Source organism: Escherichia sp. KTE114 (assembly GCF_000407765.1).
GTDB lineage: Bacteria > Pseudomonadota > Gammaproteobacteria > Enterobacterales > Enterobacteriaceae > Escherichia > Escherichia ruysiae.
In genome coordinates this window covers 3,861,644-3,876,489 of sequence record NZ_KE136626.1, presented here as the reverse complement: position 1 = coordinate 3,876,489, position 14,846 = coordinate 3,861,644, and the positions used below count along the sequence as shown (strand labels likewise).

Annotated in this window: 14 protein-coding genes; all 14 read left to right on the top strand. The window is 36.8% G+C overall.

Translation table 11 applies throughout. From position 1 onward, the window contains the following. Positions 1-4: 4 nt before the first annotated feature. The 14 genes from rfbC (at position 5) to ugd (ending at position 14,790) form a co-directional block, all read left to right on the top strand. Complete coding sequence (gene rfbC, locus WC5_RS02730; protein ID WP_001100715.1) at positions 5-547, top strand: dTDP-4-dehydrorhamnose 3,5-epimerase; 543 nt, start codon at positions 5-7, stop codon at positions 545-547. 15 nt (positions 548-562) lie between these two features. After that, entirely contained in the window at positions 563-1,807 is a 1,245-nt protein-coding gene (locus WC5_RS02735; protein WP_016231801.1) for a flippase, read from the top strand. Next, positions 1,804-2,514 carry a hypothetical protein gene (locus tag WC5_RS02740; protein WP_016231800.1) on the top strand — a complete coding sequence of 237 codons (711 nt, stop codon included), beginning with the start codon at positions 1,804-1,806 and terminating at the stop codon, positions 2,512-2,514. Before WC5_RS02735 ends, WC5_RS02740 begins: the two co-directional genes overlap by 4 nt. Before the next feature lie 6 nt (positions 2,515-2,520). After that, the gene (locus WC5_RS02745; RefSeq protein WP_016231799.1) at positions 2,521-3,330 is read left to right on the top strand and encodes a glycosyltransferase family 2 protein; all 810 of its coding nucleotides are present in this window, start codon (positions 2,521-2,523) and stop codon (positions 3,328-3,330) included. Positions 3,331-3,338: 8 nt separating this feature from the next. Next, positions 3,339-4,595 (top strand): O-antigen polymerase, encoded by a 1,257-nt coding sequence (locus WC5_RS02750; protein ID WP_016231798.1) that lies wholly within the window; start codon positions 3,339-3,341, stop codon positions 4,593-4,595. Continuing rightward, entirely contained in the window at positions 4,595-5,620 is a 1,026-nt protein-coding gene (locus WC5_RS02755) for a glycosyltransferase family 4 protein (RefSeq protein WP_000256237.1), read from the top strand. The genes WC5_RS02750 and WC5_RS02755 overlap by 1 nt, the downstream gene beginning before the upstream one ends. An 18-nt stretch (positions 5,621-5,638) precedes the next feature. Next, on the top strand, positions 5,639-6,763 hold the full coding sequence (gene gmd / locus WC5_RS02760) for a GDP-mannose 4,6-dehydratase (RefSeq protein ID WP_024165189.1): 1,125 nt from the start codon (positions 5,639-5,641) through the stop codon (positions 6,761-6,763). Between the two features lie 3 nt (positions 6,764-6,766). Further along, positions 6,767-7,732 (top strand): GDP-L-fucose synthase, encoded by a 966-nt coding sequence (fcl, locus tag WC5_RS02765; RefSeq protein ID WP_010353186.1) that lies wholly within the window; start codon positions 6,767-6,769, stop codon positions 7,730-7,732. Between the two features lie 2 nt (positions 7,733-7,734). Beyond that, the gene (locus WC5_RS02770; RefSeq protein WP_000166826.1) at positions 7,735-8,196 is read left to right on the top strand and encodes a GDP-mannose mannosyl hydrolase; all 462 of its coding nucleotides are present in this window, start codon (positions 7,735-7,737) and stop codon (positions 8,194-8,196) included. 5 nt (positions 8,197-8,201) lie between these two features. After that, complete coding sequence (locus tag WC5_RS02775; protein WP_000926414.1) at positions 8,202-9,608, top strand: mannose-1-phosphate guanylyltransferase/mannose-6-phosphate isomerase; 1,407 nt, start codon at positions 8,202-8,204, stop codon at positions 9,606-9,608. Next, positions 9,608-10,354 carry a glycosyltransferase family 2 protein gene (locus tag WC5_RS02780; RefSeq protein ID WP_001222849.1) on the top strand — a complete coding sequence of 249 codons (747 nt, stop codon included), beginning with the start codon at positions 9,608-9,610 and terminating at the stop codon, positions 10,352-10,354. The genes WC5_RS02775 and WC5_RS02780 overlap by 1 nt, the downstream gene beginning before the upstream one ends. A 41-nt stretch (positions 10,355-10,395) precedes the next feature. Continuing rightward, positions 10,396-11,784 (top strand): phosphomannomutase, encoded by a 1,389-nt coding sequence (locus WC5_RS0122750; RefSeq protein WP_286132453.1) that lies wholly within the window; start codon positions 10,396-10,398, stop codon positions 11,782-11,784. Positions 11,785-11,971: 187 nt separating this feature from the next. Continuing rightward, positions 11,972-13,378: an NADP-dependent phosphogluconate dehydrogenase gene (gnd, locus tag WC5_RS02785; RefSeq protein ID WP_000043468.1), complete on the top strand. Its 1,407-nt coding sequence runs from the start codon at positions 11,972-11,974 to the stop codon at positions 13,376-13,378. A gap of 245 nt (positions 13,379-13,623) precedes the next feature. Further along, positions 13,624-14,790, top strand: a complete 1,167-nt coding sequence (gene ugd, locus WC5_RS02790) for a UDP-glucose 6-dehydrogenase (RefSeq protein WP_000704899.1) — start codon at positions 13,624-13,626, stop codon at positions 14,788-14,790. The last annotated feature ends 56 nt before the right edge of the window (positions 14,791-14,846 follow it).

Below are 14,846 nucleotides of genomic sequence, written 5' to 3'. Positions count from 1 at the left end.
TAAAATGAACGTAATTGAAACTGAAATTCCTGATGTGCTAATTTTTGAACCAAAAGTATTTGGTGATGAACGCGGTTTCTTTTTTGAGAGCTTTAACCAAAAAGTATTTGAAGAAGCTGTAGGACGGAAGGTTGAATTTGTTCAGGATAACCATTCTAAATCCAGCAAAGGCGTATTACGTGGACTTCATTACCAGTTAGAACCCTATGCACAAGGAAAACTGGTACGCTGTGTTGTCGGTGAAGTTTTTGATGTTGCGGTTGATATTCGGAAATCATCACCTACGTTTGGCAAGTGGGTTGGTGTGAATTTATCTGCTGAGAATAAGCGTCAGTTGTGGATACCTGAGGGGTTTGCTCATGGGTTTTATTCAAAAGAAGAAGGAACAGAAATATTGTATAAAACAAATAATTTTTACTCAAAAACTCATGAGAGATGTATTATGTGGAATGATGTTGTATTAAACATAGATTGGCAATTAGACAACGAACCTCTTTTGTCACCAAAGGATTGTTTGGGCACTCCATTTATAAAAATTGATTATTAATAAAAGACATTAATAATGAGCATTAAAATAAATAGTTTAATAAATTTGGCTGGATATGCAATCCCAACTTTATTGTCAATACCTGCGATGGGTTATTTGGCAAGGGCTCTGGGAATAACAGACTTTGGCTTTTTTTTAATGTTTTTTACAATAGTAGGATACGCTAGCATATTTGACCTTGGGCTTTCGCGAGCAGTTGTGCGCGAGATATCATTAAATAAAAATGATATAAAAGTAACTAGTCAAGTAATCACAACATCAGTATTTTTAACTATATTTATTGGGATTGTTGTTTCCGTTATTTTCTATTATAGTGATCATAAAATAGCATCCTTAATTAGTGGACCTGAACAAACTGAGAATGTAGCATACGCTATAGGTGTTTTATCTTATTGTCTACCGTTCTACCTTCTGAATTTGGTTTGTTGGGGGATATTAGAGGGATATGAAAAATTCAAATTATTAAATGTGCAAAAAACAATCACAGGTATTTTAACTGCAATACTACCTATTATTCTTATTCATGAAAATGTTAGTTTGCTTAATGCTACTTGGGGGCTGGTCATTGCGAGAATAACTGGAGCTCTTTTAAGTGTGTTATTTGTTTTTAGAAATAACAAAGTCACAATGGATCTTAGTTTAAATAAGACAAAAGCACTATTAAGTTTTGGCGGATGGGCAAGTATTAGTAGTATAATTAACCCATTGCTTACAAATATTGACCGGTTTATATTGTCAAATGCAGTTGGTCCTGCTAAAGCATCGTTATATATTGCCCCTGCAGATGCGATATCAAAGTTACTTATATTGCCAACAACAATAGCAAGGACAATTTTCCCTGCACTATGCAAGAATAATACAAAAGGTGAGAGAAAAAAAATAATAAAAGAGGCTACACTATTAATTGGTGTAAGTAGCATAATTATAGCTATTATATTTTCTTTTAAAGCTGGTGATATCATAACTTTATGGCTTGGGAAACAATATAGCATAGAGAGTCCTTATATATTTCAAATATTATTGATAGGTTTTGTGTTCAATTCTTTTGCTCAAGTTCCGTTTGCTCAAATCCAATCGAAAGGATATGCAAAAATTACGGGGGTCATTCATCTTATTGAATGTATTCCATACCTGTTAGTTTTATATTTCTCGATTATGTATTTTTCTGTTGCCGGTGTTGCTTATGCTTGGAGCGCAAGAGTTACCGTCGATTATTTTGTTTTAATGCTTGTTTCGTTGAGACTGGAAAAGAAAAAATGAAAATCCCGGTATTAGTGACTTCTTGTATCTCACCTAATGCTCCTCTTACAAATCTTTCTGATGAAAATGCAAGATTATCACTTACATTGAAGGCGATAAGGGAGTTGTCAAAAAATGCAGATTCACTCGTAATATGTGATGGTAGTGATTATGATCTAACTAAAGATATCTATAATGATAAACAAATAATTAATAAGGATTCAATCGAAATATTACATTTTAAAAACGATGTGGAGAGTGTTAAATCTTATGGCAAAGGTTACGGAGAAGGTGAGATAGTTGAATATGCATTAATGAATAGCCACTATTTATCTGGGGCAGAACATTTCGCAAAAATCACTTCCAAACTATATGTTGATAATTATAAGCAATGTATAAAAGCGTTCAATGGAAAGGCTTTTTTTATTCCAGTGCCTTTTTTGAAGGAGAATATGATTGACACAAGGTTTTATGTGGTAAATAAAAAATTATATCATGACTTCTTTGTTGATTCTTATAAAAATGTTCGAGACCTTGATGGGGTTTATTTAGAACATGTTTTTTTTGAACAGATTGAAAAAAATAAATTAACAGGAGTTATTGGAACAATAATACCAAAAATAAGAGGTTTTTCTGGCACATTTAATATCGAGTATTGTACTGATAGTAAAGTTAAGAGCTTGATTAAAGAATTAAGGTTAAAATATATTGCTATGAAAAATAAGTGAGTGGAGATGAATAGCTTAAGGATCACTATAATAACATCAACGTACAATTGTGGATATGATTTTTGCAAGACAGCGGAATCTATTAAAAATCAAACTTATAATAATATCCAATGGATTGTAATTGATGGTAACTCTAATAAGTCAACACTAGAACATATACAAAAATATACCGACATCATCGATTATTTTTTATGCGAGTCTGATCAAGGTATATACGACGCTTGGAATAAAGCTCTACCTCACATAACGGGCGATTGGGTTATTTTCATGGGTGCCGGCGATACCTTTTATGAAAATAATACGCTTGTAAAAATAATCAATGTTATGCGTGAAAAAGAGAATGCAACAACTATATATGGTGATGTGTATTTTGGTGAAAAAGATAACATAGTTGGGATTTATGGGGAAATAAAGAAAAAATGGGAATGTGGTCGACCCGCGCTCCCTCCTCATCAGGGGACTTTTCAGCACTCAAGTCTTTTTAAAGATAATGTTAATTGCTTTGATACAAAATTAAAAATAGCGGCTGATAGTGATTTTTTGATACGAACGATTGATCCGGATAAAATACATTATGTTAATTTTCCTGTATCAATTATGGATGCTTCAGGTATAAGTTCAAATGAGTCTAATAAAGAGTTGGTTAAGAAGGAAATTGCATATATTCTTGCTAAAAATAAAATCTCCATGCCTCTATCATACAAGGTGAAATTTATTTTTTATAATATCTTGCAGGATTTATTTAAAAAAATTGTTCCACAAATATTATATCAGAAAACAAAATCAATTAAGCGCAAATTATTCGGTCTAAGATAGGGGGGGGTGTGGTCATAATTTATTGTTTAAACATTACAATAGCTATAGTATTATATTTCTCTTTTTCTTTATTAGCTACGAAAACACTAAGGCTTAAAATTGCCAATCCATTTACAATTTATGCGATTATTTTATTTCCGGTTTTTTTATTAGAAAATATCTTAGCTCCTCTTTTTTATGGTGCGGATTTTGCTTTAAATGAATATTATAATGAAGCTTTATTTATATATAACATCTATTCTTTTACTGGTATTTTATCTATAATTTTCTTTTATTTGGTGTTCAATACAGTATTTAAAAAAAGTGAAATTTCCTTCAACCATGTGATTTCAAAAGGTAAATTAAAAAGAATATCCAACATTACATTAATTCTATTTGTCGCTTTATTTGTTCTTCTTTCTTCAACGTCAGAAATAGGCATTTCCGGATGGTTAATGAATCCAAGGGACGGCTATCAAAACTATCGAGAAGGTAATGGATTTTTATATGCTTTTTCTTTAAGTACGCTTTCAGTATCTTATTTTACTAGAGCGTTAGCTTTACGTTCAGAAATGAAATTATTTATATGTGCTATATCATATTGTGTCTTGGTATTTTTTCTAGGCTCAAAAACTTTTATTCTTTCATTCGCGATTTTTTATCTTGCAGTGTTAAGCCTCAATCAATCTAAGTTTTTAAAATTTGGACTCATTTTAGTTACGCCTCTGGCAGCATGTGCCATTCTTTATAATTTGTTTTTAGCTATTGGTAATATGAATGTTGATGTCGTGTTGTCTTATTTTGATCAATATCAAAATAGTATTTATTTGCTTCAGGATCTTGATAAAGGCGTAGTTAGATTATTTAATGGTACAGTTTATTTCAGTCAATTTTGGTCTTATATACCGAGAAGTTTGTTTCCAGAGAAACCATTTGTGTATGGCTTCCTTCATGTAAATGAAATATATTATCCAGGTGCTGCGGAATCTGGTCATACTCCAGCCTTTTCAAAGGGGATGGATAATTTTGTTGATTATGGATATGTAGGATTGGTAATTTTAACATTCCTGACACCTATGAATATATTTTATGGCTATATTTTTGCTAAACTCAAAGTTTTCAATAAAAACGTAATGACAAACTCTGCTTCGTATTTGCTACTTTCTTTAATTCTTATTTCACCTTCATTTGGCACGTATTTTACTGGGCCTGCATATGTGTTGTTACTAATCTTCTTTATGATATTGTTCGTTCTAATCGAACGTATTACCTTACGGGGGCGATAATGGTAACTATTGATGGAATTATTTATAACCTCCAATCATTTGGTGGAATAAGTGTATATTTTAATGAGTTGATCCAGGGAATGGCGAAGTCAAACTACCAGGCTGAAATTTTGTTGTATAAAAATAAAGAGTTTGAGTTCGATACAAATAACTTAAAGTTACAATATCGTACGCCAAGAGTTTTAGAAAGATATAAAAATGTTTCTGATGTTAAAGGTGGCGTTTTTCACTCAAGTTATTATCGAGTACATAAAAATCCTTATTTAAATGTAAAAAATGTCACAACTGTTCATGATTTTACATATGAAAAATATAGAGGAGGAATGTCAAAATTCATTCATACACTTCAAAAATATCATGCTATCAAAAATAGTGATATCGTAATTTGTATTTCAAACAACACAGCCAGGGATTTACTCAAGTACTGTCCAATTAGTGAAGACAAAATTAGAGTGATTTATAATGGTGTATCTTCATCATATAAACATCTATCCAATCTATTGGATATAAGAGTCAATAACTCAGTCTTATTTGTCGGTGCTAGAGAGGGTTATAAAAATTTCGTTCTTGCAGTAAAAGCTGTGGGGAAGTTACATGACTTAAAGCTTACGATAGTAGGTGGAGGAGTACTTAAAAAATATGAAAAAGAACTCCTTGAGAAATATTTAAAAAATAGATATGAACATTTTTCTTTTTTGAGTAATGAAGATTTAAATATACAGTATAACACTGCATATGCTCTTGTTTATCCCTCCAGTTATGAGGGCTTTGGAATACCTGTCATAGAAGCTATGCAGGCCGGATGTCCAGTTATTTGTGCGAATACATCTTCATTGCCAGAAGTAGGGGGAGATGCGCCTATTTATATTGATGATATTAATGAGTTCACTTTAAAAGAAGCTTTAGAATTAGTTAATTTAAAAAGAAATGATATGGTCGAAAGAGGTTTACTTCAGGCGCGAAAATTTTCATGGTCAAAATGTGTTAACGAAACAATTAATGTTTATAACGAATTAAATATTTAGGAATATAAGATGATTAAAATGAAGAAAAAAGTTGCATTTATCACTGGCGTAACTGGGCAAGATGGTTCATATCTTGCCGAATTTCTCATTGAAAAAGGTTATGAAGTACATGGTATAAAACGGCGAGCATCGTCATTTAACACTGATAGAATTGATCATATTTATCAATCCCGATTCGTAGATGAGCCTAATTTTATATTACATTATGGAGATTTAACCGATACATCAAATCTGATCCGTTTAATTCAGGAGATTCAACCAGATGAAATTTATAACCTTGGTGCACAATCTCATGTAGCTGTGTCATTTGAGTCACCAGAATATACAGCAGATGTAGATGCAATAGGGACGTTGCGATTATTGGAAGCAATACGAATCTGTGGGTTGGAGAAAAAAACACGTTTCTATCAAGCATCTACTTCAGAACTTTTTGGTTTAGTTCAAGAGATTCCTCAACGTGAAACTACTCCATTCTATCCGCGTTCGCCATACGCTGTAGCGAAAATGTATGCTTATTGGATAACAGTTAACTACCGTGAGTCTTATGGCATATATGCGTGTAATGGAATTCTTTTTAACCATGAATCGCCACGCCGTGGAGAAACATTTGTCACTCGTAAGATTACTCGTGCAATAGCTAATATTTCACAGGGGATCGAACAATGCCTATATTTGGGTAATCTAGATTCGTTGCGTGACTGGGGACATGCTAAAGATTATGTTCGCATGCAATGGATGATGCTTCAGCAAGATCATCCAGAGGATTTTGTCATTGCCACAGGTAAACAGATTTCTGTGCGTGAATTTGTCCGTATGGCAGCTAAAGAAGTCGGTCTCGAACTTGAATTCTCTGGTGAAGGTGTGGATGAGATAGCTACAGTAGTAAATAAAATTTCCGATTGTGCTATTGGTGTAAATGTTGGGGATGTTATAGTTCGGGTTGATCCTCGTTATTTCCGTCCTGCTGAAGTTGAAACCCTCTTAGGTGATCCTGCAAAAGCAAAAAATATATTAGGATGGGAGCCAGAGATTACAGTTGAAGAGATGTGCGCGGAAATGGTTGCTAGCGATTTGTTAAAAGCAAAACAACATGCACTTCTTAAAAGCCATGGCTATGATGTTTCGGTTTCTCTGGAGCGTTAATACATGATAAAGAAAAGAGTTTATGTCGCAGGGCATCAAGGTATGGTGGGTTCTGCAATCTGTAGGCAATTATCAGTACGTAATGATATTGAATTAATTGTTAAAACACATAAAGAACTCGATTTGACGATTCAGGAAGATGTTAAACATTTTTTTGAAGAGGAATGTATTGATCAAGTTTATCTTGCCGCAGCAAAAGTTGGTGGGATCTATGCTAACAATACTTTTCCGGCAGAATTCATCTATCAGAATCTCATGATAGAGAGTAATATTATTCATTCAGCTCATAAAGTTGGAATTCAAAAATTACTATTCTTAGGTTCTAGTTGTATATATCCTAAGTTCGCAGATCAACCAATGAAAGAATCTGCGCTTTTAACTGGCATACTTGAACCAACAAATGAGCCGTACGCCATCGCAAAAATTGCGGGAATAAAATTATGTGAATCTTACAATCGGCAATATGGGCGTGATTATCGGAGCATAATGCCAACTAATTTGTATGGTATTAATGATAATTTTCATCCTGAAAATTCGCATGTTATTCCTGCCCTCATGCGTCGATTCCATGAGGCAAAAGAAAGCGGTGCACCAGAAGTTATTGTCTGGGGAACGGGAACTCCAATGCGTGAATTTTTATATGTTGATGATATGGCTGCAGCTTCGGTTTATGTTATGGAACTTGAAGACAAAATTTATCAAGAACATACACAGCCAATGCTATCCCATATTAATGTAGGCACAGGTGTTGATTGTTCTATACGTGAAATGGCTGAAACAATGGCCTCTGTAGTTGGCTATCAAGGGAAAATTGTTTTTGATGCTACAAAACCAGATGGTACACCACGTAAATTAATGGACGTTACTCGCTTAAAAAATTTAGGTTGGGAATATCGCTATAATTTACATGAAGGTTTATCATTGACATATCAATGGTTTCTCGAAAATAAAAATACTTTCCGAGGCTAATTGTGACTAAGAGATTAGAATTTGAGTTATTTAAAACAATAGTTGAGCATACTCCTCTAATCTCGATTGATCTCATAATTAGAAATGAGAAAGGTGAGGTGCTGCTTGGGCAGCGCCTGAATCGCCCTGCGAAAAATTATTGGTTTGTACCTGGTGGGCGAATTTTTAAGGATGAGTCATTCGAGATAGCTTTTAAAAGGATAACATTTGAAGAATTAGGCTACCAAATCAGTCTTGATCAGGCGAATTTTCTTGGGGTGTATGAACATTTCTATAATGATAATGTTTCTGGGACCGATTTTTCTACTCACTACATAGTGCATGGATACGAAACCCAACTTAATCCTCAGCAAATTCGACTACCAACGGCCCAGCATAATTCCTACAAGTGGTTTGATGTAGAAGCCTTACTTCATAGCACTATTGTTCATCAGTATACCAAAAATTATTTTATTCCAAGGTAATAAATATGCTACTTCCCGTTGTCATGGCCGGTGGTTCTGGGACCAGATTATGGCCTCTCTCACGTACACTTTATCCGAAACAGTTCCTGTCCTTAAATAGCCGGTTAACTATGTTGCAAGAGACTTTGCGACGGCTTGAAAAGGTTGAACACACTCCTGCTTTGATTATTTGTAATGAATCACATCGTTTTATCGTTGCTGAACAATTGCGTAAAGTAGGTTTAAAGCATAGTGGAATTTTGCTTGAGCCTGTTGGACGCAACACTGCACCTGCCGTTGCGCTTGCGGCACTTCAGGCAATGGTAACTGGAGAGGATCCTATACTCTTGGTTCTTGCTGCTGACCATGAAATTCAGGATGAAGAAAGTTTTATTGCAGCAGTTTTGGCTGCTAAGGATTTCGCGACGCAAGGTAAGTTGGTTACCTTTGGCATAGTTCCAACTGCTCCAGAGACCGGGTATGGTTATATTAAGTCAGGTGATTCACTTGGTGGGCAAGGTTATAAAGTCGCAGCTTTTGTTGAAAAGCCAGGGCTAGAATTAGCTCAGCGGTATTTGTCAGATGGTGGCTATCTTTGGAATAGTGGAATGTTTATGTTCAGAGCATCTGTCTTTATTGATGAACTGAAAAAATTCCGCCCAGATATTTTAGAGAGTTGCCAACAATCCTTAGCTTCCTCGACACAAGATTTAGATTTTATCCGCTTGGATAACTCTTCTTTTTCTTGCTGCCCTGAAGAGTCAATTGACTATGCCGTTATGGAAAAAACATCTGAAGCTGTCGTCGTTCCGTTAAATGCGCAATGGAGTGATGTTGGGTCATGGTCTGCGTTATGGGAAATAAGCTCAAAAGATCAAAGCGGTAATGCCATTCGTGGTGACGTACTGGTCGAAGATGCGACAGATAGTTATCTTTATTCGCAGCATAGACTTATTGGTGCAGTGGGCATAAAGGATTTGGTTGTCGTTGAAACGAAAGATGCTGTATTGGTTGCACATAAAGACAAAGTTCAGCAAGTTAAGAATATAGTTGCACAACTTAAAAAGAATAATCGAACAGAATATTTACAGCATCGGGAAATTTTTCGTCCTTGGGGTAGTCATGATACTATTGCTGAAGGGGAACGATTCCAGGTAAAGCATGTGATTGTATTACCTGGACACATTACGGCTAAACAGATCCATTATCATCGTACTGAACATTGGGTGGTTGTATCGGGGACAGCTAAAGTTCATCTTGAGGATAAGACCTATCTTGTTTCAGAAAATGAATCAACATATATTCCTGTTGGCGTTCCACATTCAATTGAAAATCCTGGCAAGATCCCACTTGAAATAATTGAAGTTAGATCCGGAGTCTACCTGGAAGAGGATGATGTTATAAGAGTTTCTTCATCAGGGGTTGGATACTAATGAGGATTTCTATTATTACAGCAACCTATAATAGTGAAAAAACTCTGCTTGATACATTGCTCTCTCTGGAAAAACAAACGCATCCAGATATAGAGTATATAATTATAGATGGGGCCTCTAACGATAATACAATTGAGCTAATTAAAAGTAATTGTACAAGAGTTTCAAAAATCATTTGCGAACCAGATAAAGGTATTTACGATGCACTGAATAAAGGTATTCAGGTAGCTACTGGTGATGTTATTGGATTTTTACATTCTGATGACTTACTTGCTTATGATGATGTTATTGCAGATATAGCAAAAACATTTGAAAATTCGGGGTGTGATGCTGTTTATGGTGATCTGGAATACGTTTCTCAGAATGATACGGCTAAACGTATTAGATTATGGAAAAGTGGCACGTTTAGCCGTGTGAGAATGAAATTAGGTTGGATGCCACCTCATCCATCATTTTATATGAAACGTGATTGTTATAATAAATTTGGTGATTTTTCATTAGATTATCGAATTTCTGCTGATTATGACTCATTATTGCGTTATATTCTAAAACAACGAGTTTCGGTAGCTTATTTACCTAAAGTATTAGTGAAGATGCGTGTTGGCGGAATTAGTAATCGCTCAATATCTTCAATGGTTAATAAGTCAATGGAAGATATTCGTGTTATGAGGAATAATGGTATTATCTGGCCATTAGCCTTAGCGTATAAAAATCTTTCAAAACTCCCTCAATTTATTAAAAAGTAATCATCATGTTAAATGCTAATAAAGTTATTGATTAAAGCAACATTGCTTTCGGCACTAGTGGTGCGCGCGGTTTAGTCGTTGATTTTACCCATGATGTATGTGCTGCGTTCACCCATGCTTTCCTTTCAGTTGTACAAAATAAATCTAACTTTAATACGGTTGCCTTAGCAATCGATAACCGTCCCAGTAGTTATAAAATTGCACAGGCATGCGCATATGCAATAAAACAACATGGGTTCAACGTTGAATATCATGGTGTCATTCCTACACCAGCGTTGGCATATTATTCGATGCAGAAAGGCATACCATGCATTATGGTTACCGGAAGTCATATCCCATTTGATCGCAATGGATTGAAATTCTATCGACCAGATGGAGAAATTACAAAAGAAGATGAAGTTGCGATAGCAAATAGTCAATATACGTTTTCTCCTGTAACTACATTACCTCATTTGGAAACTAGCTCTCAAGGTGCTAATTCATACATAACACGATATGTATCATTATTTGATAAAAATATTCTAAAAGGCAAAAAAATCGGTATTTACGAACACTCTAGTGCCGGTAGGGATTTATATGCCCCATTATTTAGTCAATTAGGTGCTGAAGTCGTATCTTTGGGCAGAAGTGATGAATTTGTTCCCATTGATACAGAGGCAGTTAGTGAGGAAGATCGAGTAAGAGCGCGTGAATGGTCGGAGAAATTTAAGCTGGACGCTATCTTTTCCACCGATGGAGATGGTGACCGACCGCTTGTAGCAGATGAAAAAGGTGAGTGGTTAAGAGGTGATATCCTGGGGCTTCTAACTGCTGATGCTTTAAAAATTCAGGCATTAGCGATTCCAGTCAGTTGTAATACCGCAGTTGAGCTATCAAACAAATTCACATGTATTCAACGTACAAAAATCGGTTCCCCGTATGTTATTGCTGCGTTTGAAGAACTTAAGAATCGATACGACGCTATTGCTGGTTTTGAGGCCAATGGTGGTTTTCTTCTGGCATCAGACCTGTTGATTAATGGAAAAACGTTAAAGGCGTTACCAACCCGCGACGCGATATTACCTGTATTAATGTTATTAACGACAGCCAGTAAAAGTAAAATATCAACATTAGTTGAAAGTCTTCCTCAGCGTTTTACTTGGTCCGATCGTGTAAAAGCTTTCCCAAGCGTTGAAAGCAAAAAAATAATTAATGATGCGATTTCAGCGCCCGATGCTTTTTTAAATAAGTTGGGATTTTCAACACTGACTTGCATTGATATTGATGAAACAGATGGTGCAAGATTTACACTTTCAAACGGTGCTGTTATTCATCTTCGCCCATCAGGTAATGCGCCTGAGCTTCGTTGCTATACTGAAGCTAATGATGAGAGTCAGGCGAAAACATATGTCAATACAGTATTAAGTAATATTGTTCTTTTACGTAACTGACATAATCTTATGTAACAATGTATGCAAACGAGGGTATGCTCAACACTTAACAACCAACAGATATAAACAGTTTGTTGGGATAACTATGATATACAGCACTACACACATATATGTAACTTGAGTTAACATCTGTTTCATATTTCAAGCCGCGCAACCCCGCGGTGACCACCCCTGACAGGAGTAAACAATGTCAAAGCAACAGATTGGCGTCGTCGGTATGGCTGTGATGGGGCGCAACCTTGCGCTCAACATCGAAAGCCGTGGTTATACCGTCTCTATTTTCAACCGTTCCCGTGAAAAGACGGAAGAAGTTATTGCTGAAAATCCAGGCAAAAAACTGGTTCCTTACTATACGGTGAAAGAGTTTGTTGAATCTCTTGAAACGCCTCGTCGCATCCTGTTAATGGTGAAAGCAGGTGCAGGCACGGATGCTGCTATTGATTCCTTGAAACCATACCTCGATAAAGGCGACATCATCATTGATGGTGGTAATACTTTCTTCCAGGACACCATTCGTCGCAACCGTGAGCTTTCCGCAGAAGGTTTTAATTTCATCGGTACTGGTGTTTCCGGTGGTGAAGAGGGCGCGCTGAAAGGGCCTTCCATCATGCCTGGTGGTCAGAAAGAAGCCTATGAACTGGTTGCGCCAATCCTCACCAAAATTGCTGCCGTAGCTGAAGATGGTGAACCGTGTGTTACCTATATTGGTGCCGACGGTGCAGGTCACTACGTAAAAATGGTTCACAACGGTATTGAATACGGCGATATGCAGCTGATTGCGGAAGCCTATTCTCTGCTTAAAGGTGGCCTGAACCTCTCCAATGAAGAGCTGGCTCAGACTTTCACCGAGTGGAATAACGGTGAGCTGAGCAGCTATCTGATCGACATCACTAAAGATATCTTCACCAAAAAAGATGAAGACGGTAACTACCTGGTCGATGTGATTCTGGATGAGGCAGCTAACAAAGGTACTGGTAAGTGGACCAGCCAGAGTGCGCTGGATCTCGGTGAGCCTCTGTCACTGATCACTGAATCAGTGTTTGCACGTTACATCTCTTCTCTCAAAGAGCAGCGTGTTGCGGCGTCTAAAGTACTGTCCGGTCCGCAAGCACAACCTGCAGGCGACAAAGCTGAATTCATTGAGAAAGTTCGTCGTGCGCTTTATCTGGGTAAGATTGTTTCTTACGCTCAGGGCTTCTCACAGCTACGTGCCGCATCTGAAGAGTACAACTGGGATCTGAACTATGGTGAAATCGCGAAGATCTTCCGTGCTGGCTGTATCATCCGCGCTCAGTTCCTGCAGAAAATCACTGATGCTTACGCTGAAAATCCGAAGATCGCTAACTTGTTGTTAGCGCCGTACTTCAAGCAAATCGCCGACGATTACCAGCAAGCTCTGCGTGATGTTGTAGCTTATGCGGTGCAAAACGGTATTCCGGTTCCAACCTTTGCCGCTGCGGTTGCTTATTATGATAGCTATCGTGCTGCGGTACTGCCTGCGAATCTGATCCAGGCACAGCGTGACTATTTCGGTGCGCATACTTATAAACGCATTGATAAAGAAGGTGTATTCCACACCGAATGGTTGGATTAATCTGATTTAATCAGTAATAAACTAAGGCCCGGCATTTATCGCTGGGCTTTTTTTTGCCATAAATCTTATAGACTAAATTTCATTGCTTAATATTAACTTAATAAATATTAGCTATTCTTATAAAGAAAATCTGAATTGTTTTTCGTTGCGTTGACCACTCATCACCGTAGCGTTAAAACTTTTAACTCTTATCAGGATGCTAAAAACATCATGATTCATAGTTAAGTTAATTCTGAGAGCATGAAATGAAAATCACCATTTCCGGTACCGGCTATGTAGGCCTTTCAAATGGGCTTTTAATCGCACAAAATCATGAAGTTGTCGCATTAGATATTTTACCGTCACGAGTCGCAATGCTGAATGATAGGATATCTCCTATTGTTGACAAAGAGATTCAGCAGTATTTGCAATCAGATAAAATATGCTTTAATGCCACTTTAGATAAAAATGAAGCTTACCGGAATACAGATTATGTGATTATCGCAACTCCGACTGACTATGATCCTAAAACTAATTATTTCAATACATCCAGCGTAGAATCAGTAATTAAAGATGTAACAGAGATAAATCCCCAGGCGGTAATGGTTATCAAATCCACGGTTCCGGTAGGTTTTACCGCCGCTATGCATAAGAAATACCACACCGAAAATATTATTTTCTCCCCCGAATTCCTTCGCGAAGGTAAAGCCCTTTACGATAATCTTCATCCTTCTCGTATCGTGATCGGCGAACGTTCTGAACGTGCAGAGCGTTTTGCCGCGTTATTACAGGAAGGGGCAATCAAACAAAATATTCCAACCCTGTTTACTGATTCAACAGAAGCTGAAGCAATTAAACTTTTTGCTAATACCTATCTCGCGATGCGTGTGGCGTACTTTAATGAACTGGATAGCTATGCAGAAAGTTTAGGATTGAACACACGTCAAATTATTGAAGGCGTTTGTCTTGATCCACGCATCGGCAACCACTACAACAATCCATCATTTGGTTACGGTGGCTACTGTCTACCGAAAGATACTAAGCAGCTGTTGGCAAACTATCAGTCTGTTCCCAATAATATTATCTCTGCCATCGTTGAGGCTAATCGTACCCGGAAAGACTTCATCGCCGATGCTATCTTGTCGCGCAAACCTAAAGTAGTTGGAATATATCGTCTGATAATGAAGAGTGGTTCGGATAACTTCCGCGCTTCGTCCATTCAGGGGATTATGAAACGGATCAAAGCTAAGGGTGTTGAAGTTATCATTTATGAACCAGTGATGAAGGAAGAATCGTTCTTCAACTCGCGACTGGAACGTGACCTCACAACGTTTAAGCAACAGGCTGATGTCATCATTTCTAATCGTATGTCTGAAGAGCTTAAGGATGTAGCAAATAAGGTCTATACCCGTGATCTTTTCGGTAGTGACTAACCTATTGTTACCATGATGGTTTTCTGTACACACGTCATTTAATGCTCGTGGAGTAA

Excerpts from the sequence above, each read along its gene's own strand:
- rfbC (WP_001100715.1), top strand. The coding sequence starts at position 5 with ATGAACGTAATTGAAACTGAAATTCCTGATGTGCTAATTTTTGAACCA.
- WC5_RS02735 (WP_016231801.1), top strand. The coding sequence starts at position 563 with ATGAGCATTAAAATAAATAGTTTAATAAATTTGGCTGGATATGCAATC.
- WC5_RS02740 (WP_016231800.1), top strand. The coding sequence starts at position 1,804 with ATGAAAATCCCGGTATTAGTGACTTCTTGTATCTCACCTAATGCTCCT.
- WC5_RS02745 (WP_016231799.1), top strand. The coding sequence starts at position 2,521 with ATGAATAGCTTAAGGATCACTATAATAACATCAACGTACAATTGTGGA.
- WC5_RS02755 (WP_000256237.1), top strand. The coding sequence starts at position 4,595 with ATGGTAACTATTGATGGAATTATTTATAACCTCCAATCATTTGGTGGA.
- gmd (WP_024165189.1), top strand. The coding sequence starts at position 5,639 with ATGAAGAAAAAAGTTGCATTTATCACTGGCGTAACTGGGCAAGATGGT.
- fcl (WP_010353186.1), top strand. The coding sequence starts at position 6,767 with ATGATAAAGAAAAGAGTTTATGTCGCAGGGCATCAAGGTATGGTGGGT.
- WC5_RS02775 (WP_000926414.1), top strand. The coding sequence starts at position 8,202 with ATGCTACTTCCCGTTGTCATGGCCGGTGGTTCTGGGACCAGATTATGG.
- WC5_RS02780 (WP_001222849.1), top strand. The coding sequence starts at position 9,608 with ATGAGGATTTCTATTATTACAGCAACCTATAATAGTGAAAAAACTCTG.
- gnd (WP_000043468.1), top strand. The coding sequence starts at position 11,972 with ATGTCAAAGCAACAGATTGGCGTCGTCGGTATGGCTGTGATGGGGCGC.
- ugd (WP_000704899.1), top strand. The coding sequence starts at position 13,624 with ATGAAAATCACCATTTCCGGTACCGGCTATGTAGGCCTTTCAAATGGG.